Origin of the sequence: Stenotrophomonas sp. LC732, from assembly GCF_052446685.1 — a bacterium.
GTDB lineage: Bacteria > Pseudomonadota > Gammaproteobacteria > Xanthomonadales > Xanthomonadaceae > Stenotrophomonas > Stenotrophomonas muris.
On the sequence record NZ_CP199214.1, the window covers coordinates 3,589,242 to 3,614,285 of the forward strand.

The 25,044-nt window shown below is 66.9% G+C and carries 18 protein-coding genes; 6 read left to right on the forward strand and 12 right to left on the reverse strand.

Annotated features, from left to right (window positions below; genetic code table 11):
* Window positions 1-4: 4 nt before the first annotated feature.
* The 12 genes from ACT6SE_RS17065 to gmk all read right to left on the reverse strand — a co-directional run bounded on the left by ACT6SE_RS17065 (window position 5) and on the right by gmk (window position 15,531).
* Entirely contained in the window at window positions 5-1,144 is a 1,140-nt protein-coding gene (locus ACT6SE_RS17065; protein ID WP_046432308.1) for a CfaE/CblD family pilus tip adhesin, read from the reverse strand.
* Window positions 1,141-3,870, reverse strand: coding sequence for a TcfC E-set like domain-containing protein (locus ACT6SE_RS17070; RefSeq protein ID WP_046432310.1), 2,730 nt, complete (start codon window positions 3,868-3,870; stop codon window positions 1,141-1,143). Before ACT6SE_RS17070 ends, ACT6SE_RS17065 begins: the two co-directional genes overlap by 4 nt.
* A gap of 60 nt (window positions 3,871-3,930) precedes the next feature.
* Window positions 3,931-4,428, reverse strand: a complete 498-nt coding sequence (locus tag ACT6SE_RS17075; protein ID WP_046432313.1) for a CS1 type fimbrial major subunit — start codon at window positions 4,426-4,428, stop codon at window positions 3,931-3,933.
* A 460-nt stretch (window positions 4,429-4,888) separates the two neighbouring features.
* The gene (locus ACT6SE_RS17080) at window positions 4,889-5,953 is read right to left on the reverse strand and encodes a membrane protein (protein ID WP_046432315.1); all 1,065 of its coding nucleotides are present in this window, start codon (window positions 5,951-5,953) and stop codon (window positions 4,889-4,891) included.
* A 413-nt stretch (window positions 5,954-6,366) separates the two neighbouring features.
* Entirely contained in the window at window positions 6,367-7,644 is a 1,278-nt protein-coding gene (locus ACT6SE_RS17085) for a citrate synthase (RefSeq protein ID WP_014648268.1), read from the reverse strand.
* A 296-nt stretch (window positions 7,645-7,940) separates the two neighbouring features.
* Window positions 7,941-8,183, reverse strand: a complete 243-nt coding sequence (locus tag ACT6SE_RS17090) for a type B 50S ribosomal protein L31 (protein WP_010484049.1) — start codon at window positions 8,181-8,183, stop codon at window positions 7,941-7,943.
* 88 nt (window positions 8,184-8,271) lie between these two features.
* Window positions 8,272-9,210: a nucleoside hydrolase gene (locus tag ACT6SE_RS17095; RefSeq protein ID WP_032956077.1), complete on the reverse strand. Its 939-nt coding sequence runs from the start codon at window positions 9,208-9,210 to the stop codon at window positions 8,272-8,274.
* Between the two features lie 321 nt (window positions 9,211-9,531).
* Window positions 9,532-11,643 carry an ATP-dependent DNA helicase RecG gene (gene recG / locus ACT6SE_RS17100; protein ID WP_046432316.1) on the reverse strand — a complete coding sequence of 704 codons (2,112 nt, stop codon included), beginning with the start codon at window positions 11,641-11,643 and terminating at the stop codon, window positions 9,532-9,534.
* A gap of 7 nt (window positions 11,644-11,650) precedes the next feature.
* Window positions 11,651-12,037, reverse strand: coding sequence for a RidA family protein (locus tag ACT6SE_RS17105; protein ID WP_005418954.1), 387 nt, complete (start codon window positions 12,035-12,037; stop codon window positions 11,651-11,653).
* A gap of 149 nt (window positions 12,038-12,186) precedes the next feature.
* Window positions 12,187-14,349 carry a RelA/SpoT family protein gene (locus ACT6SE_RS17110; RefSeq protein WP_005418955.1) on the reverse strand — a complete coding sequence of 721 codons (2,163 nt, stop codon included), beginning with the start codon at window positions 14,347-14,349 and terminating at the stop codon, window positions 12,187-12,189.
* Window positions 14,350-14,455: 106 nt separating this feature from the next.
* On the reverse strand, window positions 14,456-14,755 hold the full coding sequence (gene rpoZ, locus ACT6SE_RS17115; protein WP_005410877.1) for a DNA-directed RNA polymerase subunit omega: 300 nt from the start codon (window positions 14,753-14,755) through the stop codon (window positions 14,456-14,458).
* A 110-nt stretch (window positions 14,756-14,865) separates the two neighbouring features.
* On the reverse strand, window positions 14,866-15,531 hold the full coding sequence (gene gmk / locus ACT6SE_RS17120; protein ID WP_014648271.1) for a guanylate kinase: 666 nt from the start codon (window positions 15,529-15,531) through the stop codon (window positions 14,866-14,868).
* A gap of 290 nt (window positions 15,532-15,821) precedes the next feature.
* Here gmk and fdnG point away from each other — a divergent pair, with 290 nt between their 5' ends.
* From fdnG to selB, 6 genes are all read left to right on the forward strand, one after another.
* Window positions 15,822-18,890, forward strand: coding sequence for a formate dehydrogenase-N subunit alpha (gene fdnG, locus ACT6SE_RS17125; protein ID WP_141098652.1), 3,069 nt, complete (start codon window positions 15,822-15,824; stop codon window positions 18,888-18,890).
* A gap of 10 nt (window positions 18,891-18,900) precedes the next feature.
* Window positions 18,901-19,818: a formate dehydrogenase subunit beta gene (gene fdxH / locus ACT6SE_RS17130; RefSeq protein WP_005410881.1), complete on the forward strand. Its 918-nt coding sequence runs from the start codon at window positions 18,901-18,903 to the stop codon at window positions 19,816-19,818.
* Complete coding sequence (locus ACT6SE_RS17135) at window positions 19,815-20,462, forward strand: formate dehydrogenase subunit gamma (RefSeq protein ID WP_046432321.1); 648 nt, start codon at window positions 19,815-19,817, stop codon at window positions 20,460-20,462. The genes fdxH and ACT6SE_RS17135 overlap by 4 nt, the downstream gene beginning before the upstream one ends.
* Before the next feature lie 231 nt (window positions 20,463-20,693).
* Window positions 20,694-21,677 carry a formate dehydrogenase accessory protein FdhE gene (fdhE, locus tag ACT6SE_RS17140; RefSeq protein ID WP_046432324.1) on the forward strand — a complete coding sequence of 328 codons (984 nt, stop codon included), beginning with the start codon at window positions 20,694-20,696 and terminating at the stop codon, window positions 21,675-21,677.
* A 4-nt stretch (window positions 21,678-21,681) separates the two neighbouring features.
* Entirely contained in the window at window positions 21,682-23,106 is a 1,425-nt protein-coding gene (gene selA, locus ACT6SE_RS17145) for an L-seryl-tRNA(Sec) selenium transferase (protein WP_046432326.1), read from the forward strand.
* Entirely contained in the window at window positions 23,103-25,034 is a 1,932-nt protein-coding gene (gene selB / locus ACT6SE_RS17150) for a selenocysteine-specific translation elongation factor (RefSeq protein WP_153643419.1), read from the forward strand. Before selA ends, selB begins: the two co-directional genes overlap by 4 nt.
* Window positions 25,035-25,044: the final 10 nt, after the last annotated feature.

The following is a 25,044-nucleotide window of genomic DNA, read 5'->3' on the forward strand; positions in this document are numbered from 1 at the left end:
GGGATCAGGGTTTGGCGGTCGGCACGCGCAGCTCTACCGTCAGCTCGCCGTCGTAAAGACCGGGCCGCTTGCTGGCGATGGGGGTAGGCGGCGTTTCCAGCACCAGCGGCGTGGGCACGCAGTACACGGGTTGATTGATGCCCGGCAGCATCACCAGGCGCAGCTGCGCGCTGTCGATGCCGCGCAGCAGCTGTTCCTCGCCGTGTTTCATGGCCAGCAGGTTTCCGCCGTATTTCAGGCCGACCTGGTAGTCGAGGCGTTGGGTGTCGTCACTGCCGCCATCTCCGTGCCAGACCGCGTAGTCCCGCCCAGGCGGGGGCCGTGGCCCGCTGTCGCGCACGGTGACGCCGAGGAACTCGCTCTGCGAGCCCACGCCGTCGTACAGGCACATGTCCACTTCCTTGTAGCCGCCGACCATCTTGCGGATGGGGTCGTAGCGCAGGTCCATGTTGACCAGCGGCGCGATGCCATCGAAGCCGGGAAAGTAGATCGAGATCGCGTCGTAGTCGGTGACGGTGAAGTCGAAGTTGAAGGTGGTTGTGGCGACGGGTGGTGCGGTTGGATCGGCCTTGATGTTCAGGCGCATCGTGGCCTTCCAGTGGCCTGCGACGAGTCTGGAGAGTTCGGCTGCGGTGAGGTTGAGCTCCACACCAGTTCCAAGAGGAAACTCTATGCCGGGAGAGCATTCGAACCAGTACGCGGCGTTGAGCCATCTCTTGTTCTTATCCCAGAAGTCGGCGGAGCAGACGCGACCAGAGAAGATCCTGCGAACATGCCCAACTGCTCGGATATCAGTGCGGAGCCCGGTCCGTTGCTCAACCATTCGAATCCACACTTCCGACTCACCAAGAACGATGTTCAACCGTCCTTCTGTTTCGCATCTCCCAAATTCAGCGTCAGAAGCAGACCCACAAACCACATGGATCTGCCCATACTTGAACGCCAGGTCATGACTGAACCCCAGCACCGTCCGCGGCGCCCACAGCTCCACATCACCCGGCACCGCCGAGCGATCCCAGCTCAGCACGATGTCCCGGCTCTGGTCCGTCGGATGCGTCTCCGGCGGCCATTGCGCCCACGCCTGTGGCATCACCAGCACCAGCGCACACACCAGCATCAACACACACATCCAACGCCGGCTCATGGCGTACCTCCTGCAGCAGCGGTCTGGGGCGTGGCGGCGATCAACGCGCGTTCCTGCAGCAGGCGGGTCACGCGGGCCTGCTGGCGGATCTCGGGGGGCAGCTGGGCCACGGCCAGCGGCTCGCAGTGCACGGCGCCGACCAGCAGCACCACCTGGCGGCGCTCGCGCACCTGCAACGGGCAGTGCAGCAGGCGGTCGTCCTGCAGCAGGTACAGCGTTGTTTCGCGGCGCGGGAAATCGGCAACGAAGCTGCCGTTGGCGCTGGTGCCGGGCACCGGCGCGTTGAGGATGCGGGCGCCGCCCAGCGGCGACCCCGCAAGGTCCTTGGCATTGCCAATGAAGGTGTAGGTCACTTCGATCGGCACTGGCATGCGCATCAGCTTGCCGGGGGTGAGGAACATCGGCCGTGCTCCGCCCACGCCGGTCACGCGGATCGCGGCGATGCTGTCCAGCGTGCTGGCGTCCTGCACTTCGGCGCGCTGCGACTGATAGGCCTGCAGCGGCAGCAGCCGGCGCTCGCCGATCTGCAGACGCTGTCGGCGCAGTCCCCCCACCTGCAATTCCGCGGCCACGCCATGCAGGTCGGCATCGTCGAAACCGTCCACCTGCACGGCCAGGCCGGCCTCGGCACCGTTGGCACCGCTCCAGTAGAAACCACGACGGCCCAGTGCGAAGCCGGAGCTGTGGCTGCCGCTGTAGCCGGTCTCGCCACGCCCGCGCTGCTGATAGTGCGCGATGCTGGCGGCGGTGTTGCCGATGCCGTTCTGCAGCTGGCCACTCAGTGACGCGCTGTAGCGATCGTTGTTGTTGGCGCGCAATTCGGCGTTCAGCTCCCGATAGTGCGTGTCCCGGTCCTGGCGCAGGCTCTGGCCCACGCTGTAGTCGATGGCCGGGCGCTGATGCTGCGGCTGGCGCACGTCCACCGCGTAGCGGCGCTGGCCGCTGCTGTCATGGTTACGCTGCAGGCGGGTCAGGCTGAGGTTGAAGTAGATGCCACGGTCACGCTCGTTGCTGCCGCGCACGCTGTCGGTGCTGCGCTGCTGCCATAGCCCCACGCGCGTGGACACGCTGAAGTCCTGCCAGCGGTGGCTGCGGCTGAAGCTGGCCTGCCAGGTCCGGCTGAGCACGGGCTCGCGGCGCGGCTCCAGCGGACCGGGCGGCAGCAAGGGATCCAGCCCGAACAACGGGTCCTGCTCGAATTCAGGCCGATGCCAGCCGGTGCGCCAGGTCTGGCGCCGGGTGTAGCCCACGTAGACGTTGCCGCCGGCCAGCGGCAGCGATACCGAGCCGCTGAGTGAGTTGGTGCAGCCCAGCTGGTCGCGTGCATCGGCCTCGAACTGGCAGGCCTTGCCGCGCATGCGCTGCTGGTAAAGATTCCACGACGCCTTGCGCCGGTATGACAGCTGGTGCTGCTGACCATTGCTGCCATCGCTTCCACGCATGCCGCTGAGCGAGGCGCGCATTTCCTGGGTGGCCAGCACGCGGCGCAGGTCCAGGCGCAGCTCGCCGTAGCTGTGGCCGCCGAGGTTGGCGGCGCCCGCGGTAAGTGCGGCATCGCGGCCCAGCGGCACGCGCACGCCGGCCATTGCCACGCTTTCTCCATCGAAACGGTCGCTACGGCGCTCGTTGCGACGGCCGCCCTGCACGAACCACTGCCACTGGCTGTTGGTCCAGTCGCCGCCCTTGTCAAACGGTGCCTCCTCGGTGCGCGCCAGTACACCATCTTCGTAGATGCGCATGCGCACCAGGTAGTTGCCGAAGGGGAAATTGCGGGTGTCGATCTGGTTGATGCCGGCCTGCAGGTAGAAGGTCTGCAGCAGCCGCTCGCCGTCGAACACGTCGACGCGTGCATCGCGCGCCAGCAGCACGGTCAGCGGCGTGGCCTGCACGGCCGCGTCGGTGTCCACATAGGCCTGGGTGGTGCCCACGCGTGCGCCCTGGAAACGGTCCAGCGGCAGCATGCTGAAACTGAAGGTGCCGCCCTGCGGGCTGGACAGGTTGCGGCGGTCCATGCGCCCGGCCTGCAGGTAATGCGCTTGGCCCAGGTCATGGCGGTAATAGACGTTGTCGAACTGGAAGTCGTCGTTGCTGCCACGGCTGCGGTAGCGCTGCTGGGTGTAGTACCAGTCGGCGGACAGGTGGCCGCGATCAAACAGGCCCAGCGTGCCCACGCCGCGCGCGGACAGTGCCTGATAATCGCGACCACCGCTCACATTGAGCGTCTGCTGGTGCAGGAAGGCGTTCTCGGCGTTGGCCGTGACCGTGTGGTAACGCTCCGCTGCCGGCTCGCCGGGAATCCACTGACGCGCCACGAACAGGCGCACCGCGCCCTCGCCTTCGTCGTACAGCGCGCGCGCCGCGGTGGGCTCTTCGGGCGGGTCCAGATAGCCGCACCCCGCCGTGGCGCCACCAAAACAGCAGGCCAGGTGGCTGTTGCGCGGCAACGGTTGCGACAGCGCCGGTAGCAACGCAGCCTGTGCTTCGGCAGGCAGGTCCAGCGCCTGCAGCACGCGCGCGGGGTCTTCCAGCTGCACGTGCTCCAGGGTCACGCGTACTGGCGACAGCCCGGCCGAGCGGCCGAACAGCTGGATGTCGAGTTGTTCGGTCTGGCCTTCGACCAGATCCTCGAAGCCGGCGGGGACGCCGTGGGCCGCTACCGAGGGAGCAGCCAGTGCCAGGGCGAGCGCGACCGCCAGCCGTGTAACGGCGGGGGCATGTGGGGTCATGGGGGGTACCGCTGGAGTAGCGGCCGGCCCGGAGTGCGGGCCGGCGCGGGAAGCCGTGGATCAGGGCTTCTGGTTCATGACGATGTAGACCATGCCTTCGTAGCGGCCGTTGACCGTAAGCGGGCCGCCTGCACCCGCCTGGGCGATGGTCAGGGGCATCGAGATGGAGGCACCCGGCGTCGAGCTGGCGCCGTTGAACAGGTCAGCCGCCTTGAACTCGGTGACCGCGGTGGTCAGCGCGTCGGTGTTCAGGCTGACGGCCAGCGGCACGCGCGTGGCGCCATTGAGCAGCACCGGATCGTGGCCGAGGCGCACCTCGATGTCCGCGGTTTCGTCATTGGAATGGATGCGCACCTGCTGCGTCGACGGCAGCAGGCCACGCAGCGGATCGTGGGTCAGCTGCACGGTGTCCGGCAGCGGGGTGCCATCGTCGCGCAGCAGCGCCAGGGTCGGGTCGACGTCGGCGTAGACGGTGATCTTGGTTTCCAGCGCGTGCGCGGACAGCGAAGCAGTAGCCAGCGCTGCAGCGAGCGCGGCCTTCTTGATAATGGCGTGCATGGTTGTCTCTCTCGGACAAGGGGGAATTTGAAAGCTCCCCTCCCCAAGGAGAAAAGGGAGGGAAGCGCCGCCCGCGGGGATGGGTGCGGGCGACGGAGAGAATGTTAGAAATCCATTGCCATGCAGGCCATTCAAGCATTCCTAAAACGTTGAACGTTAAGGAGAATTTTTGAAGGCGCTCTATGTTTGAGGGTTATGCAATTTCCCTCACTGTTTGAATGCAATAAACCTCATTGCATTGCGTTTGTAGAGTCGGGCATGGCTCGACTCTACTGTGGGGCATCCACGCGTGGCGTGGATCTGCGGGATGGCATCAGGCCGCCTTTCGGCGGCCTGATGACACGGCGCGGTGGTGCGCGATCAGAAGAAGATCGCGTACAGGATCAGCAGCGGAATCGGCACGCCCAGCAACCAGAGCAGAATCATCTTCATGGCAGGTCTCCTTGCATGGAAGGGTGGATTACAGGTCGCGGCGGCGGCCGCCCCAGGTGGCGCTGAGGCTGGCGAAGAACGCGCCGATCAGCAGGGTGATGAAGAGCCACAATGCGGCGTAGGCGGTCGCCTTCCGCGCATCGTCGGCAGCCTGCTTGGCGGTATTCCTGGCCTTCTCCAGCGCTGCACGCATGCGCGTCTGCACATCGGTCACGCGGGCCTGCGCTTCAGCCGGGCTCATCCCGGTATCGCGCGCGATCAGCTGTGACAGGTACTGGGTATCGGCCGGATCCAAGCCTTCCCCCTGCAGGCTGTTGACGATGATGCGGTTCACTTCGGCACGCACTTCGCGGCGATCGCCGATCGGACCGTTGCCCGGCGCCGGTCGCGGCGGCGGGGCCATGCGCGCGTCGCGCGGACCGGCGCCCGCTGCCGGCGGTGGCGCGGCATCCGGGTCCATCGGTGCGCCCGGCGGCGGCGCTGCGGGATCGGCCGGCCCTGCGTGGGTCGTGCTGCGGAACAGCGCATCCACCCAATAGTCGAGGTCGCCTTCCGGTGCAGCCGCCACAGCGCCGCTGGCACCGGCTGCAGCCACGCCGACGGTGGACGCAGCGGCACCGGCAGTGGCGCCGGCCACCTTTGCGCCCGCACCCAGCACGCCACCGATGGCCGACGTCAGCAGGCCCGCGGTCAGCAGCGTGGCCACCGCCCACGACACGAAGCCGTGCGCGGTGTCGCGGAAGTAGGTTTCGTCGCCGTGGATCTGCGTCCACTTGGTACGCAGGCGACCCGCCAGATAGCCACCCAGGCCGGAAGCGGCCAGCGCGGTGAAGGTGAGCCAGGCGATGCTGGACCAGCCGAAGGTTTCCTTGCTGACGCCTTCGAACGACCAGGGCGACACCGACGACAACCCCAGGCCCACGCCGAGGATCAGCAGGATGAGAGAGAGCGCAGCGGCGGCGGCGGCGCCAGCGAAGATGGCTCCCCACGACACCGCGCTTTCGCTGGCGGGCGGAACGATGGGGGCAGTGACGACAGCGGCGACGTCAGCGCCGAGCGGGCCGCGCTCGGGTGGGTCGAATCGGGTACTCATCGGGATGGACGCTCCATTTCAGGTGCTGCGAATGCAGCTGGCGTCCTGAGGCTGCGCGAGCGCTTGTGAAGCTGGTGAGACCCCTGAATCACGCGGTCTTGGCGCGTTGAAGAGCGTGCCAACCAAGGTTGGCACCTACCAAAGGCGGGAACGCGGTAAATCCATGCCACGCGTGGATGGGGGAGCGTGCCAACCAAGGTTGGCACCTACCAAAGGCGGGGACGCGGTAAATCCATGCCACGCGTGGATGGGGAGCGTGCCAACCAGGGGCGGGAACAAGTGGATCCACGCCATGCGTGGATGGTTTTCCGCGAATGTCGAAAGCGTGCCAACCCAAGTTGGCACCCACCAGGGCGACAGAAAAAAAACGCCCCGCGGATGCGGGGCGCTCTCGGCACAACCTACGCGGGCGATCAGCCCTGGTAGTCGCGCACGTCGCTGCCGGTGTAGACCTGACGCGGACGGCCGATCTTCATTTCCGGATCGACCTGCTGTTCCAGCCAATGCGAGACCCAGCCGGAGGTACGGCCCAGGGCGAACATGACGGTGAACATTTCGGTCGGGATCTGCAGCGCCTTGTAGATGATGCCGCTGTAGAAATCGACGTTCGGGTACAGCTTGCGCGCGACGAAGTACTCGTCCTGCAGCGCGGCCTGTTCCAGCTTCACGGCCACGTCCAGCAGCGGATCCTGCACGCCCAGCTGCTTGAGCACCTTGCTGGTCATCTCGCCGATGACCTTGGCGCGCGGATCGAAGTTCTTGTAGACGCGGTGGCCGAAGCCCATCAGGCGGAAGCCGGAGGTCTTGTCCTTGGCCTTGACCACGGCGGACTCGACGTTGTCGGCGCTGCCGATCTCTTCCAGCATCTTCAGCACGGCTTCGTTGGCACCGCCGTGGGCCGGACCCCACAGCGCGGTGACGCCCGCGGCGACCGACGCGTACGGGTTGGCACCGGTCGAACCGACCAGGCGCACGGTCGAGGTCGAGGCGTTCTGCTCGTGGTCGGCGTGCAGGATGAACAGCAGGTCCAGCGCCTTGACCACATCCGGGTTCAGATCGTACTGGCCGTCAGCCGACTCGAAGGTCTGCTTCAGGAAGCGGCTGACGTAGTCCAGCGACGTGTCCGGCTTGTTGGCCGGCAGGCCCTTGCCATGGCGGTAGATCAGCGCCGACAGGGTCGGCACCTTGGCGATCAGGCGCACGGCGGCCTGGCGGCGCTGTTCGGCGTCGGACAGGTCCAGCGCGTCGTGGTAGATGGCCGACAGCTGCGCGATCGCAGCAGCCAGGATGGCCATCGGGTGGGCGTCCTTGGCGAAGCTGCCGATCAGGGTGTTGATCGAGTCGTCGACATTGGCTTCGGCAGTCAGCTCATCGGTGAAGGCCTTCAGCTGCTCGGCGCTCGGGCGCTCGCCGTTGATCAGCAGGTAGGCCACTTCGACGTAGCTCGACTTTTCCGACAGCTGCTCGATCGGGTAGCCGCGGTACAGCAGCACGCCCTTGTCGCCGTCGATGTAAGTGATGGCGGACTTGCAGCTGGCCGTCGCGGTGAAGCCGGAATCGTAGGTGAAAAACCCCGTTTCCTTGGTCAGCTTCGCGATGTCGACGCAGTCGTTGCCAAGGGTGGGTTTGATGACGGGCAGAACGACGGACTTATCGCCGGCGTTGAGCGTGACCTGATCAAGATCGGACACTGTGTGCGCTCCTTCATGGGAAGGCGCCTGCCCAAGCGCATTGGTCAGGCACGTGAATGACGTCCTCGGCCTGTGCCGGGGATCATGCCATTATCGCACAGCAGCATTTGCCCGGCGCTAGACAGAAGTCGTAGACGGCAGGCGGCCAGAACCCGGCCAGCAAGCGGCCCGGATCGGCAAAAGCGTTGTCACACGAACGCAGTGTTCTGTCCATCCAAACGCCCGTTGGGTAGGCGTTGGGGAAAAACAAACGGCCGCGCAGAGCGCGGCCGTCGGTTCGAAGCTGGATCGACAGATCAGCGCGCGTAGCGCTTCTGGAACTTGTCGATACGGCCCGAGGTGTCGATGACCTTGTGCTTGCCCGTGTAGAACGGGTGCGAAGCCGAGGAAATTTCAACCTTCACCAGCGGGTAGTCGTTGCCGTCTTCCCACTTGATGGTTTCCTTCGTCGCCATGGTCGAGCGGGTCAGGATCTTGAAATCGGAGGTGACGTCATGGAAGACGACGTCGCGGTAGTTCGGATGGATATCGGCCTTCATGGGCTCACACCGTAAATGGGCTGGTGGTCAAGAGCGGCATTATAAGCACCGGTTGCCGCCCGGGGCAACCGGTGCCGGTCAATCGGCTTCAGTCCGCGCCCAGGGCCTGGCGTACCAGGGTCTCGAAACGCTGCTGGTCGTAGGCCATCAGCAGATCGCAGTTGTCCGGCTGGCCGGTCTGGCGGTTCCAGTCGACGATGGTGGCGCCGCGGCTGAACGTACCATTCAGCTCCACGTTCAGCGGACGCGACTCGACCCGCAGCTGCCCTTCCGGGTTCAGTGCCCAGGCCATGGCAACCGCGTCGGCGGTGTACCAGCGGCCGCCCTTGCTGTCTTCGGACAGCCCACGGGTCTTGCGCGAGATCAGCTCGTAGAAGCGGGCACGATCGGAGTCGGCCTGCAGCCACTTCTCGGCTTCCTCCAGCGGCAGGCCATGGGCGACGGTGGCCTCCCAGTCCGACACCAGCAGGTGCTTGAACGAGGTGAACACCACATGCGCGGCTTCCGGATCGAAGGCGATGTTGAATTCGGCCGCCGGGGTGATGTTACCGTGGCAGGTGACCGCGCCGCCCATCACCACGATGCGCTTGATGCGCTGGGGCAGGGTCGGGTCCAGCTTCAGTGCCAGCGCGAGGTTGGTCAGCGGGCCCAACATCACCAGCATCAGTTCGCCGGCATGCGCGTGCGACAGGCGCAGGATGGCCAGCGCAGCATGCTCGGCTTCGGCCTGGCGGCTCGGCGGCGGCAGGTCCACGTCGCCATAGCCATCACGGCCATGCACGTGGGCAGCGTCTACGGAAGGATGCAGCAGCGGATCCGGGCTGCCGGCAAACACCGGCACGTCGGTGCGGCCGACGATGTCGCAGAGCTTGAGGGCGTTGCGGACGGTGTACTGCAGGCCGACATTGCCGGCGGCGATGGTCAGGGCGACCACGTCATGCCGTTCATCGGCAAAGGCCATCAGCAGGGCCAGGGCGTCGTCCACACCGGGGTCGGTGTCGATCAACAGGGGGATCTTGTGGGTCATCGTTGCCGTCTTCAGATCGGCAACGAAGTGTGGACCGGGATGATGACCGTTGCAAGTATGGGGGGCGGCAGGGCTGCGACCTGCACCCGCGGTAGTGCCGGCCGCTGGCCGACAACTTCAACAGCAACGCCGAAAACGGGTTTCCCGCGGATGGCAGGGAAGAGCTCTCTGTAGAGTCGAGCCATGCTCGACTCACGCGCGCAGCGCGAACGGCAGCCGAGCATGGGTTCGGCTCTACAGTAGATCCACGCCATGCGGGGATGAGCGTCCCGGGGATGGGGTCAGAGCCCTTTGCTGTGCAAAGGGGCCTGACCCCGCCACTTACGCCGAGGCGTAGCGCACGGCGGTGCCGATCCAGCGCTGCACCACGCGATCGGCCAACGCGGGCTGCTGGGCCAGCAGCCGCTCGGCCAGGTCATGCACGCCGGGCAGCAGGCCGGCATCGCGGGCCAGGTCTGCAATGCGGAAACCGGCCAGGCCGGTCTGGCGGGTGCCCAGCAGTTCGCCGGGGCCGCGCAGTTCCAGATCCTTCTCGGCGATGACGAAACCATCGTTGGTTTCGCGCATGGTCTGCAGACGCTCGCGCGCCATCTGCGAAAGCGGAGCCTGGTACAGCAGCACGCAGCGCGATACCGCCGAACCACGCCCCACGCGGCCGCGCAGCTGGTGCAGCTGGGCCAGGCCGAGGCGTTCGGCGTTCTCGATCACCATCAACGAAGCATTGGGTACGTCCACGCCCACTTCGATGACCGTGGTCGCGACCAGCAGGTCGATCTCGCCGGTCTTGAACGCCACCATCGTCGCCAGCTTTTCGGCGGCTTTCAGGCGTCCGTGCACCAGCCCCACGCGAACGCCGGGCAGCAGTGCCTGCAGCGATTCGTAGGTGGCCTGCGCCGGGGTGGCATCCAGTTCTTCGCTTTCCTCGATGAGCGTGCACACCCAGTACACCTGCCGCCCTTCCTCGCAGGCCAGCGCGATGCGCTCGATCAGTTCCGGGCGACGGTCATTGTTGAGGGCGACGGTCTGCACCGGCGTGCGTCCCGGTGGCAGTTCATCGATGGCCGACACATCCAGGTCCGCGTACTCGGACATCGCCAGCGTGCGCGGAATCGGCGTGGCGGTCATCACCAGCTGGTGCGGCACGCTGTTGCCGCCCGCGCCCTTGTCGCGCAGCGCCAAGCGCTGGTGCACGCCGAAGCGGTGCTGTTCGTCGACGATGGCCAAGGCCAGATCCTGGAACACCACCGCCTCCTGCATCAGCGCGTGGGTACCGACCACCACCTGCGCTTCGCCACTGGCGACCTGCTCCATCACCTTGGCGCGCGCCTTGCCGGTGACCTTGCCGGCCAGCCAGGCGATACGCACACCGAGCGGCTCCAGCCAGCCGCGCAGGTTGTTGAGATGCTGTTCGGCCAGCAGTTCGGTGGGCGCTGCCAATGCGACCTGCTTGCCCTGCTCCACCGCCAGCATCGCCGCCAGTGCGGCCACCACGGTCTTGCCGGAACCGACGTCGCCCTGCACCAGCCGCAGCATCGGGCTGGGGCGCGCGAGGTCTTCACGGATCTGCTTGAACACGCGCGCCTGCGCGCCGGTGAGCGCGAACGGCAGCTGCTTCAGCAGCGCCTTGGCCAGCTTGCCAGGACCAGCCAGCGGCGGCGCATGGTGTGCCTGCAAGGCAATGCGCTGGCGACGCAGGCTGAGGTGGTGGGCCAGCAGTTCTTCCATCGCCAGGCGGCGCTGCGCCGGGTGGGTGCCGGCGGCCAGCGCGGCGAGGTCGGCATCCGGCGGTGGCCGGTGCACGGTCAGCAGCGCGCTGCGCAGCGACGGCAGGCCCAGGCCATCGAGCCAACCGCTGGGCAGCAGTTCCAGCGTGCTCTCCTCGGGCAGGCGATCCAGGGCCTGGCCGATCAGCTTGCGCATCGTCATCGGGCCCACGCCTTCGACGGTGGGATACACCGGGTCGAGGCGGTCGCCGAGTTCGGGATCATCGTTGCGGCCCAGCACCTGGTAGCTGGGATGGACGATTTCCAGGCCGAGGTGGCCGGGCTTGGGCGTGCCGAAGCAGCGCAGCCGGTTGCCGACCGCGAACTGGCCGACCTGCTGCTGGCGGAAATGGAAGAAGCGCAGCACCAGGGTGCCCTGCCCTTCGTCCTCCACCGCGACCTTCAGCATCGGTCGATAGCGCATGCCGCGCTCGACCGCGACCACCCGCCCTTCCACCTGCGCCGGCACGCCGTTGCGCAGGTCTTCGATGCGGGTCAGCCGGGTCCGGTCTTCATAGCGCAGGGGCAGGTGAAGCCAGAGATCCTGCAGGGTGGCCAGGCCACGCGCCTGCAGTTTGGCGGCCACGGCCGGACCGACGCCGGCGAGCATCGCCAGGGATGCTTCGCCGGACGGTGACAGGACCGGGGTGACCGCCGCCTTGCGTGCCACGTGGTGGTCAGTCGATGACCATCACCGCGTCGACCTCGAAGCTGGCGCCCTTCGGCAGGCCGGAGACTTCGATGGTGGAACGGGCCGGGTACGGGGCCTGGAAGTAGTCCTGCATGACCGCGTTGACCTTGGCGAACTCGCCCAGGTCGGTCAGGTACAGGCCCAGACGCACGACCTTGTCCAGCGAGCCGCCGGCGGCTTCGGCCACGGCCTTGAGGTTGTCGAAGGCGCGACGGGCCTGCGCTTCGACGTCGCCAGCGCCGACGATGTCGCCGGTGGCCGGGTCAAGCGGGATCTGGCCGGAGAAGTACACGGTGTTGCCGGCGCGCACGGCCTGCGAGTACGGGCCGATGGCGGCGGGGGCCTTTTCGGTGTTGATGATCTGGCGGGACATGGGTCGCTCCGGTGCTTTGGGGGAAAACAGAGCGGTGATTGTACCGGGTGGGCGCGGCATCGGCTGGGGGTCGGATCCGTTTCCCGGCGGGAAACGGATCCGACCCCGTACGTCGTGTGCGCGGAACGTCATCCACGCATGGCGTGGACCTACTGGCGGCGTACCGACTGCACGACCGACAGGCGGCGCAGGCGGCGCATCACTTCGGCCAGGTGGTTGCGGTCGCGCACCTGGATGTTGAACGCCAGCACGGCGGCGTTGAAATCGCGATCCAGGTAGTCCACGCGCTCGATGTTGGAGTGGCTCTGCGCGATGGCAGCGGCCAGCTGTGCCAGCACGCCGGTGCCGTTCTCCACTTCCACCACCAGCGAGGTGTCGTAGTCACCGGAGACGGTGGTGTCCCAGCCGATCGGCACCCAGCGCTCGGGCGACTTGCGCAGCTCGGCCAGGTTCGGGCAGTCCATGCGGTGCACCACGATGCCCTTGCCGGCGGTGTGGTAGCCCATGATCTCGTCGCCGGGAATCGGCTGGCAGCAGCCGGCGAAGGTGACCACGCCACGCTCGCTGCCGTTGATCAGGATCTTTTCCTGCGAGTGGTGGCGCGAATGCGGGCCGCCACGCAGTTCGGCGTAGGCCATCAGCGCCTGCGCGGCCTGGGTCGGCATCCAGTTGCCCAGTGCGACCTCGGCCAGCAGGGCTTCCAGGCGCGGGAAGCGGTGTTCGGCCAGGAACGCATCCAGGCGCCCCTTCGGCAGCCGCTCCAGCGACGAATCCATCGCTTCCAGCGCACGGTCGAGCATGCGGTGGCCCAGCTGCACGGCATCCTCGTGCTCCAGCTGCTTGAGCTGGTGGCGGATGGCAGTGCGCGCCTTGCTGGTAACCACGAATTCCAGCCACTGCGGTTTCGGCGTGGCCGAGCGTGCGGTGATGATCTCCACCGACTGCCCCGACACCAGCTTGGTGCGCAACGGCACCAGTTTCTTGTCCACGCGCGAGGCCACCGCCATGTTGCCGACGTCGGTATGCACGGCGTAGGCGAAATCGAGCGCGGTGGAGTTGCGCGGCAGGGCCAGGATCTTGCCCTTTGGCGTGAACAGGTAGACCTCGTCCGGGAACAGGTCGACCTTGACGTTGTCCAGGAACTCCAGCGAGGAACCGGCGGCACGCTGCGAGTCGATCAGCTCGACGATCCACGCGTGGGCACGGCTCTGTGCGCTGTTGGGCGAATCGCCGCCGAACTTGTAGGTCCAGTGCGCGGCCACGCCGCGTTCGGCGATCAGGTCCATTTCCTCGGTACGGATCTGCACTTCGATCGGCGAGCCATACGGCCCGAACAGCACCGTGTGCAGCGACTGGTAACCGTTGGCCTTGGGAATGGCGATGAAGTCGCGGAAACGGCCATCCAGCGGCTTGAAGGTGGCATGCACCGAACCCAGCGCGTGGTAGCAGCTGGGCACGCTGCGCACGACCAGGCGGAAGCCGAACACATCCATCACCTGGTCGAAGGATTTGTTCTCGTCGCGCATCTTGTTGTAGATGCTCCACGGGGTCTTGATGCGGCTGATCAGCCGATGCTCGATCCCCTCCTTGGCCAGGCGCTGCGACAGCTGCACTTCCACTTGCGCCATCGCTTCGCGGCGCACCACCGGCTGGCTGCGGATGTGCTTCTCGATGATGGCGTGGCGCCACGGGTACAGCGCCTTGAAACCGAGGTTCTGCAGCTCGCTCTTGACCAGGCTCATGCCCAGGCGCTGGGCGATGGGCGCGTAGATCTCCAGCGTCTCGCGGGCGATGCGGCCGCGCGCTTCGCGGCTCTGCGCACCCAGCGTGCGCATGTTGTGCAGGCGGTCGGCCAGCTTGATCATGATCACGCGCAGGTCGCGCGACATCGCCAGCAGCATCTTGCGGAAGCTCTCGGCGGCCGCCTCCTGGCGGTCGCGGAACTTCAGCTTGTCCAGCTTGGTGACGCCGTCGACCAGTTCGGCCACGGCTTCGCCGAACTCGGCGGCCAGCGCCTCGCGGGTCAGCGGCGTGTCTTCGATGGTGTCGTGCAGGATCGCGGCGATCAGCGCTTCCACGTCCAGGCCGAGCTCGGCCAGCACCTGGGCCACCGCCACCGGGTGGGTGATATAGGGCTCACCCGACTTGCGCGTCTGCCCAGCGTGCGCGGAGGCTCCGACTTCCCAGGCACGGCGCAACAGCGGCAGCTGTTCCGGCGGCAGGTAATGGGCGGCGCGTTCAAGCTGGAGGACGTAGTCGGGTACGGCGGCAGTGGGGGCTGCGGCGACCTTGGCAGTGGGGCCTGGGTTCATGCCCGCAGCCTATTCCAGCGCGACGTTTACGGCAAATCCTGAATGCGAAACAGCCCGCACGGGGCGGGCTGTTCGGTGTATCCAACAATTACGTTGATCGATGCGATCAATCGTCGTTCTTGGACATGTCTTCGTCAGCGACCACTTCGGCGGCAGCCCACTCCAGCGCTTCGCGCTCGGCGCGCTCACGCTCGGCCTTCTCGACTTCGTCGATCAGCGCGTTGTCGATCTTGCGGGCGGCGATTTCGCGCAGCGCCAGCACGGTCGGCTTGTCCTCGGTCTCGCTGTTGTCCAGCGTGGCCTGCACGCCGTTGGCGAGCTGGCGGGCACGCTTGGATGCCATCATGACCAGTTCGAAACGGTTGTTAACGACTTCCAGGCAATCTTCTACGGTGATGCGGGCCATACGGGCTCCCGGCGACCGGTCGGCCGCTCAGTCGAATGAGGGAAAGGGGACGGAGTGTACTGGCAGGGGCTGGACAAAATCAAGCCAACCCCTACCCGATTCTTTTGGAATCAGTCAGTTGCGCCCGGATCGGGAGTCAGCAGGGCCTGGATCAGGCCGGCGTGGCGGACCTTCTGGGCCTCCCGGCGCAGGCGGCTGGCGGTGAAGATGGCGCACAACTCGTCCACGGCGGTGTCGAACACCTCGTTGACGATGACGTAGTCGAACTCGTTGAAGTGCAGCATTTCATCGCGCGCCGCGCCCAGGCGCTGGGCGATGACCGCCTCGCTGTCCTGGCCGCGCTTGCGCATGCGATCCTGCAGGGCCTGCCTGGACGGCGGCAGGATGAACACGGTGACCGTGCCCGGCACCAGCTGGCGCACCTGCTGCGCGCCCTGCCAGTCGATTTCCAGCAGCACGTCCTGGCCGGCGGCCAGCTGCGGCTCCACCGACTGCCGGGCCGTGCCCTTCCAGTCGCCGTGCACCCACGCATGCTCGAAGAAGTCGCCGGCGGCGATCATTTCCTCGAACCTTTCCGCAGAGACGAAATGGTAGTGCTGGCCGTTCACTTCCCCCGGGCGCATCGCGCGCGAGGTGAAGGAGATCGACAGCGCGATCTGCGGGTCACGCGCCAGGGTGGCATTGACGATGCTGCTCTTGCCGGCGCCGGAGGGGGCGGCAACGATGTACAGCGTGCCGCGCGCAACGGCGTCCGACGGCTTCGACGGGGCGCTCATGCGCGGAACCCAACTGGTTGATTTCGCAAAATTTTTCCTCGGTGTTCCAGATCCGGCGCGGAGGATCGCGCCAGGACGGCGGGGGCTGCGCGGAACATCCTGGAACCAGGCCCGGCAGACGCTTCCCCGGGGGGCGGGCACGCAACTTTACCAGAGCGGCCCCGTTGCGCGCCCGCCCCGCCGGCGCCGGGCCTTGTGCCACATGGGCGTGCGGGGGCCTGTGCTATAACCGGGCCGTACCCAACGACAGCCCGGAGGCCCGTGCCTCCTCGCCATCCCAGGAGAACGGCATGCCATCGATGAGCCGCCGCCAGTTCCTGAAAGTGACCGGGACAACCCTGGTCGGCTCCAGCCTGGCATTGATGGGCTTCGCGCCCGGCATCGCGCTCGCGGAGGTCAGGCAGTACAAGCTGACCCGCGCGACCGAGACCCGCAACACCTGTACCTACTGTTCGGTGGCCTGCGGCATCCTGATGTACAGCCTCGGCGACGGCGCCAAGAACGCCGAGGCGAGCATCTTCCATATCGAGGGTGACCCGGACCATCCGGTCAACCGCGGCACGCTGTGCCCGAAGGGCGCCGGCCTGGCCGACATCATCCACAGCAAGTCGCGCCTGCTCTACCCCGAGTACCGGGCACCGGGCTCCAACGAGTGGAAGCGGCTGAGCTGGGACGATGCGCTGGACCGCATCGCGCGGCTGATGAAGGAAGACCGCGATGCCAACTTCGTGCAGAAGAACGAAGCCGGGCAGACGGTCAACCGCTGGCTGACCACCGGCATGCTGGCGGCCTCGGCCACCAGCAATGAAACCGCGGTGCTGACCCACAAGGTCGTCCGCTCCCTTGGCATGCTGGCATTCGACAACCAGGCACGTGTCTGACACGGCCCGACGGTGGCAGGTCTTGCCCCGACGCTAGGCCGTGGTGCGATGACGAACCACTGGGTCGACATCAAGAATGCCGACCTGATCCTGATCATGGGTGGCAATGCCGCCGAGGCACACCCGTGCGGATTCAAATGGGTGACCGAGGCCAAGGCACACAACAAGGCCCGGCTGATCGTGGTCGATCCGCGCTTCAACCGCTCGGCCGCGGTGGCCGACGTGTACGCGCCGATCCGCACCGGTACCGATATCGTGTTCCTGGGCGGCCTGATCAACTACCTGCTGACCGAGGACCGCATCCAGCACGAGTACGTGCTGAACTACACCGACATGCCGTTCCTGGTGAAGGACGAATTCGCCTTCAAGGACGGCCTGTATTCGGGTTACAACGAAGAAAAGCGCAGCTACGACCGTTCCAGCTGGGACTACGCCTACGGTGACGACGGCTACGTACGCAGCGACCCGACGCTGAAGGACCCGCGCTGCGTCTACAACCTGCTGAAACAACACTACGCGCGCTACACCGTGGAGATGGTCGAGCGCATCTGCGGCACGCCGGCCGACAGCATCCGCCAGATCTGGGACATGATCGCGTCCACCGCCGGCAAGGACAAGGCGATGACCATCCTGTACGCGCTGGGATGGACGCAGCACTCGATCGGCGCACAGAACGTGCGTGCCGGCACCATGGTGCAGCTGCTGCTGGGCAACATCGGCGTGGCCGGTGGCGGCATGAACGCGCTGCGCGGGCATTCCAACATCCAGGGCCTGACCGACATCGGCCTGATGTCCGACCTGCTGCCCGGCTACCTGACGCTGCCGAGGCAGGACGAGCAGGACTACGACGCCTACATCGCCAAGCGCACGCAGAAGCCGCTGCGCGCCAACCAGATGTCGTTCTGGCAGAACTATCCGAAGTTCCACGTCAGCCTGATGAAGTCGTGGTGGGGCGATGCCGCCACCGCCGACAACAACTGGTGCTTCGATTACCTGCCAAAGCTCGACAAGCCGTACGACATGCTGCAGGCGTACGAGCTGATGAACGAGGGCAAGATCCACGGCTACATCTGCCAGGGTTTCAACCCGCTGGCCTCGGCGCCTAACAAGGGCAAGCTGATCAGCGCGTTCTCCAAGCTGAAGTTCATGGTCAGCATGGACCCGCTGGAAACCGAGACCATCGCCTTCTGGCAGAACCACGGCGCGTTGAACGACGTCGACCCGAGCACGATCCAGACTGAAGTATTCCGCCTGCCCACCACGTCCTTCGCCGAGGAGAACGGCGCGGTGGTCAATTCCTCGCGCTGGCTGCAGTGGCACTGGAAGGGCGCCAATCCGCCGGGTGAAGCGCGCAGCGACATCGAGATCATGTCCGAGCTGTTCCATCGCATCAAGGCGATGTACGAGAAGGACGGCGGTGCGTGGTGGGAGCCGGTGCGCGACCTGGCCTGGAAGTATTCCAACCCGGAGCTGCCGACGCCGGAAGAGCTTGCGATGGAATACAACGGCAAGGCGCTGGCCGACGTGTTCGATCCCAAGGACCCGACCAAGCTGGTGCGCAAGGCCGGCGAGCAGTTGGCCGCATTCGGCGACCTGCGCGACGATGGCAGCACCTCCTCCGGCTGCTGGATCTACATCGGTGCCTGGGGCCCGACCGGCAACATGATGGCGCGGCGTGACAACAGCGACCCCACCGGCATCGGCAACACGCTGGGCTGGGCCTGGGCGTGGCCGGCCAATCGCCGCGTGATGTACAACCGCGCGTCGTGCGACGTGGCCGGCCAGCCGTTCGACCCGCGCCGCACGCTGCTGGCCTGGAACGGCAAGAACTGGGGCAGCGTGGACGTACCGGACTTCAAGGCCGACGAAGATCCCGCCGGCGGGATGGGCCCGTTCATCATGAACCCGGAAGGCATCGCCCGCTTCTTCGCCAAGGCCGGCATGGCCGAAGGGCCGTTCCCGGAGCACTACGAGCCATTCGACACGCCACTGCGCAGCAATCCGCTCAGCCCCGGCCAGGCACTGACGCTGAACAACCCGGCCGCCCGCGTATTCGCCAGCGATCGCGCACAGATCGGTTCGCCGGACGAGTTCCCGCATGTGGCCACCACCTACCGCCTGACCGAGCACTTCCACTTCTGGACCAAGCACGGCAAGTTGAACGCCATCATCCAGCCCGAGCAGTTCGTCGAGATCGGCGCGGCCTTGGCCGACGAGCTGGGCATCAGCAACGGCAGCCGCGTGCGGGTCAGTTCCAAGCGTGGACACATCGAAGCGGTGGCGATGGTGACCAAGCGCATCAAGGCCCTGCAGATCGATGGCCGGACCGTGCACCAGGTGGGCGTGCCGATCCACTGGGGCTTCCTCGGTGCGGCCAAGCCCGGATACATCGCCAATACGCTGACCAACGCCATCGGTGACGGCAACTCGCAGACGCCCGAATCGAAGTGCATCCTGGTCAAGGTCGAGAAGGTGTAGGAGACACGCCATGTCACTGCAATCGCTGGACATCATCCGCCGCTCGGCCACCACCACGCCCTCGCCGGAAGCGCGCGGTGCGCACACCGGCCAGGTCGCCAAGCTGATCGATGTGAGCAAATGCATCGGCTGCAAGGCCTGCCAGGTCGCCTGCATGGAATGGAACGACCTGCGCGACGAGGTCGGCAGCTGCGTTGGCAGCTATGACAACCCGCCCGACCTGAGCGACCAGTCGTGGACGGTGATGAAGTTCCGCGAGTACGAGGACGAGAAGGGCAAGCTGGAGTGGCTGATCCGCAAGGAGGGCTGCATGCACTGCAGCGACCCGGGCTGCCTGAAGGCCTGCCCGTCGCCGGGCGCGATCATCCAGTACGCCAACGGCATCGTCGACTTCCAGGAAGAGAACTGCATCGGCTGCGGCTACTGCGTGACCGGTTGCCCGTTCGACGTGCCGCGCATTTCCAAGAAGGACCACAAGGCCTACAAGTGCACGCTGTGTTCGGACCGGGTGGCGGTGGGCCAGGAACCGGCCTGCGTGAAGACCTGCCCGACCGGGGCGATCACCTTCGGCAGCAAGCAGGCGATGACCGAGCACGCGGCCGGCCGCGTGGAAGACCTGAAATCGCGCGGCTACGAGAACGCCGGCCTGTACGACCCGCAGGGCGTGGGTGGCACCCACGTGATGTACGTGCTGCAGCATGTGGACAAGCCGGAGCTGTACGCCGACCTGCCCAAGGACCCGCGGATCAGCCCGATGGTGGAAGTCTGGAAGGGCGTGGCCAAGCCGCTGGGCGTGCTGGCGATCGCCGCCACCGCCTTCGCCGGCTTCCTGCATTACATCGGCATCGGCCGCAACACGGTCAATGACGAGGAAGAAGAGGAAGCCGAACACGAGGCGAAGAAGATCGAAGAGGAGCAGCGGCCATGAAGTACGCCCCGCACCCGCGGCAGATCATCCGCTACCGCGCGCCGACCCGCATCAATCACTGGATCGTGGCGATCTGCTTCGTGCTGACGGCGCTGTCCGGGCTGGCACTGTTCCATCCCGCCCTGTTCCCGCTGACCCAGCTGTTCGGTGGCGGCCCGTGGACGCGCATCCTGCATCCATTCGTCGGGCTGGCCATGGTGGTCGGCTTTGCGTTTCTGGCGTTCCGCATGTGGCGCGACAATCTGCCGACGGCCGACGATCGCGCATGGATGCGCGGCATGCGCGATGTGCTGCGCAACGAGGATGAGAGGCTGCCGCCGGTGGGCCGCTTCAATGCCGGCCAGAAGCTCCTGTTCTGGGCGATCATTGGTTGCCTGTCGGCACTGCTGCTGACCGGCTTCGTGATCTGGCGGCAATACTTCAGCCATCTCTTCCCGATCGGGCTGATCCGCTTCTCGGTGCTGGCCCATGCGTTGTTCGGTTGGGTGCTGGTGTGCGCGATCGTGGTGCACATCTATGCGGCGCTCTGGATCAAGGGCTCGGTGCGGGCGATGACCCAGGGCAAGGTGACCTATGGGTGGGCGTACAAGCACCACCGGCAGTGGTTCCGGGACATCCTGCGCGGACGTCGGGAAGAGGGGTAACGGCAGGGCCTGCGGCCCTGCACCTGCAGAGGCGCCTTCGACAGTTCCCCGGTGCTTTTGGCAGGTGTCGACCTTGGTCGACACGATGAACACGGCAACAACCGATGGGGTCAGATCCGTTTTCCTGTGGAAAACGGATCTGACTCCGACCATTTCAAATGGCCTACAGTGCGCTGGACGCCAGCGCCGACAACGGCGAGGATGGAGGCTGGTTCTTCTGGCTGGCCCTGCATGGCGCAACGCATCCTTGAACCCGGTGAGATCGAGACGCTCGCCTCGCGCGACGTGCCGCGCATCATCCTGCCTGATACCGGGTCGCTGTTCGCCACACGCGCGGCGCGCCTGCGCAGCCTGGCCGCGCACAGCGCCATCGGCGGTTACCTGCAGCTGCTGGCGGCATTGGCCGATGCACAGCAGGCGCTGCTGGAGGAATTGACACCCCAGCAACGCGAGGCGCTGCAGGACCACGCGCGCGCGCAGCAGTCCAGCGCGGCCGCCAGTGCCGGCATGCCGTTGCGGCCCGCCAACACGCTTCATCTGGACGGGCGTTGGCGCGACTGGCTGCGCACGCTGTGCCGGCACTGCGCCGACGAAGCGGGGCTACCGGCGGAAACACGGCAGGAATTGCTGCGCGTCGCCGCCGCCGACGACACCTGGCTGGATGCGCAGGCCCACGCCGTGCTGGAACGCGCTGACGCGCCCCCGGTCGACGCGGTCGCTGCGCTGCTGGTGATGAATGCGTTGCAGGTGTATTGGGCAGTACTGGCGGCCAGCTGCCGCCCCAGCGACCTGAAGCCGCTGGCCGATGCGCCAGGGCTGTGCCCGCTGTGCGGCACCCTGCCGGTGGCCAGCGTGGTGCAGGCCCGCCCGCCCTATGCCTCCTACCGCTACCTGTCGTGCTCGTTGTGCGCCTGCCAGTGGCACTACGTGCGCGTGCAGTGCAGCCAGTGTGGCGCCGCTGGCAAGGACATCGCCTATCGCGCCCTGGCTGATGCCGACGGCGATGCCGGCCAGGCGGTGCGCGAGAGCGCGGTACGTGCAGAAACCTGCGACCACTGCCACAGCTACCGCAAGATCCTGTATCTGGAAAAAGATCCGTCGCTGGAACCGGTGGCTGATGACCTTGGCACGCTGGCGCTGGACCTGCTGCTGGGCGAGGAAGGCTATGCACGCGCCAGCCAGAATCCGCTGCTGTGGCAATCCGACGGCGAGTGAGGCGATGACAGCCACGCCCCCCACCCCGGCATCGGCTTCCGCGCTGCCCTCGCTGGACCGGTTGCTGCGCCTGCCTGCCTTGGCAACACTGATCGAGGGCCACGGCCGCAGCCGCATCACCCAGTTGCTGCGCGTACATCTGCAGGCGCTGCGTGAGCGCATCAGTGCCACGCAGCTCTCGGCCGAGCAGTTGCATCAGGCCATTGAAGGCCCGGCACTGGTCGCGGCGCTCGATGCCGCACTCATCGCCGATGCACGGCTGAACCTGCAGCCGATGTTCAACCTGACCGGCACCGTGCTGCATACCAACCTGGGTCGCGCCCTGCTGCCCGAGTCCGCGGTGCAGGCCGTCACCCGCGCGATGGCCGCACCGGTTGACCTGGAATTCGACATCACCCGCGGCCGCCGCGGCGACCGCGATGCACGGGTGCAGGCGCTGGTCTGCGAGCTGACCGGCGCCGAAGCCGCCACCGTGGTCAACAACAATGCGGCGGCGGTCCTGCTGCTGCTCAACAGCCTGGCCAACCGCCGCGAGGTGGTGGTGTCGCGCGGCGAACTGGTGGAAATCGGCGGTGCCTTCCGCATTCCCGATGTGATGCGCAGTGCCGGCGCGCGGCTGCTGGAAGTGGGCACCACCAACCGCACCCACCCGGCCGACTTCGCCCATGCCATCGGCGCGCGCACCGCACTGCTGATGGAGGTGCACGCCAGCAACTACGCGATCACCGGCTTCACCGCCAAGGTCGACACCGCGGCGATGGCAGCGATCGCGCACGACCATGGCCTGCCGTTGGTGGTGGACCTGGGCAGCGGCAGCCTGTGCGACCTGGCGGCCTTCGGCCTGCCACACGAGCCGACCGTGCAGGAAACACTGGCGGCCGGTGCCGACCTGGTCTCGTTCAGTGGCGACAAGCTGCTGGGTGGGCCGCAGGCCGGCATCATCGCCGGCCGCGCCGACCTGATCGCGCGGATCAACCGCAACCCGCTCAAGCGTGCGCTGCGCATGGACAAGATGGGCCTGGCCGCGCTGGAGGCGGTACTGGCGCTGTACCGCGAGCCGGAGCTGCTGGCGCAACGGCTGCCGACACTGCGTACGCTCTCGCGCCCGCAGCAGGACATGGATGCGCAGGCCCAGCGCCTGCTGCCGCCGCTGCGCTCGGCGCTGCCGACCGGCTACATGCTTGAACAGGCACGGATGCACAGCCAGATCGGCAGTGGTGCGCAGCCACAGGCGCAGCTCGGCAGTGCCGGCCTGCGCATCACCACTGCGCAACGTGGCGGTCTGGACCGCCTGGCCAAGCGCCTGCGCCAGCTGCCGCGACCGGTGCTGGGCCGCATCGGCGAGGACGCATTGTGGCTGGACCTGCGTTGCCTGGAACCGGCCGACGAAGCGGACTTCCTCGCCCAATGGAGCACGCTGCAACCATGATCGTCGGCACCGCCGGGCATATCGACCATGGCAAGACGCGCCTGGTGCGGGCACTGACCGGCATCGAAACCGATCGCCTGCAGGAAGAACGCACGCGCGGCATCTCCATTGAACTGGGCTATGCCTATGTCCCGGTGGAAAGCGCGAACGGCACGGGCCCCGCCGCAACGCTGGGTTTCGTCGATGTGCCGGGTCATGAGCGCTTCGTCCACACGATGGTGGCCGGCGCCACCGGTATCGATGTCACCCTGCTGGTCGTCGCCGCCGACGACGGCGTGATGCCGCAGACCCGCGAGCATCTGGCGATCCTGCAGCTGCTGGGCGTGGATCGCGGCGCGGTGGCGCTGACCAAGATCGACCGCGTGGACGCCGCGCGCATCGCCCGGGTCGAGATCGAGATTGCCGCTTTGCTGGCCGGAACGCCGCTGCAGGGTTCCCCCGTGTTCGCCTGTAACAGCACGTCCCCCGATGACGCAGGCATCAACGCCTTGCGCGCCCACCTGCACGCATGGGCCGCCGGCGAGGCCAACGCGCGCCAGGCCGCGCTGCGCAGCGAGCTGTTCCGCATGCCGGTGGACCGCGTGTTCTCGCTGGCCGGCCACGGCACATTGGTGACCGGCGCGGTACATGGCGGCGGCGTCACGGTGGGCGAGCACCTGCAACTGATGCCCGCCGCCACCGATGTGCGCATACGCAGCATCCACGCGCAGAACCAGGCCAGTGACCACGCCATGGCCGGACAGCGCTGCGCGTTGAACCTGGCCGCCATCGCCCGCGACGAGATTCATCGTGGCGACTGGATTGCCGACCCGCGCGCGCTGCTGGCCACCACCCGCGTCGATGTGCGCCTGCGCCTGTCCGCACGGGCAGCACCACTGCGTGACTGGGCACCCCTGCACATCCACTGGGGCACGATGCACCGGCAGGCCCATGTGGTGCTGCTGGAGGACCGTGACCAAGGTGATGGGCAGTTGGTGCAGCTGGTGTTCGATGCACCGGTCTGTGCGATGTGTGGTGAACGCTTCATCGCCCGCGATTCCGCCGCGACCCACACGCTGGGCGGTGGCGTCGTGCTCGACCCGGACCCGCCACAGCGGCGCCGGCGCAGCCCGGCACGGCTCGCCTGGCTGGGCGCACTGGAGCAGCTGGCCACAGGTGCGGGAATCGGCCCGCTGTTGCAGCAGGCGCCCTTCGGCATTGCCATGGCCGCGCTGCAACGCTACTGCCGGCGCGCGGCCGACCGGATCGATCTTCCTCCAGACGCACAGCGCATCATCACCCGCGAGGACACGGTGGTCATCCTTGCCTCGCACTGGCAGGTGCTGCGCGAGCAGGTGATCACATCGCTGCATAGCTGGCATGAGCGACGCCCGGACGAACCCGGTGTCGACAGCGGGCGCCTGCAACGCAGCACCCTGCCCGCGCTTGCGACGGGGCTCTGGAATGCGCTGCTGCAGGACCTGCTGGACGACGGCAGCGTGCAACGCGTGGGCGCCTGGTGGCGCCTGCCCGGCCATGACCATGCGCCACCGGAACGCGAGCGCCTGCTGCTGGAACGCGTGCTGCCGCAACTGCACGCCGGTGGCTTCGATCCGCCGTGGGTGCGTACTCTGGCCGCCGACTTCGGACTGACCGAAGACGATGTCCGCGCCGTCCTGCGCCGCGCCGCCGCACGTGGCGAACTGTTCCAGGTGGTGCCGGACCTGTTTTATGCACCCGCGCGCATTGCGGAACTCGCCGCGATCGTCGCGCAGCTGTCACAGGCCAGCGGCGCGGTGGATGCGGCGGCCTTCCGCGATGCCATCGGCCTGGGCCGCAAACGCAGCATCCAGATCTTGGAGTTCTTCAATCGCGTTGGCTACACTCGACGCGTCGGTGACCAGCATCGGCCGCGCGGCGACTTGCAGTGGAACGCAGCCCGCGACTGAGCCCACCGGT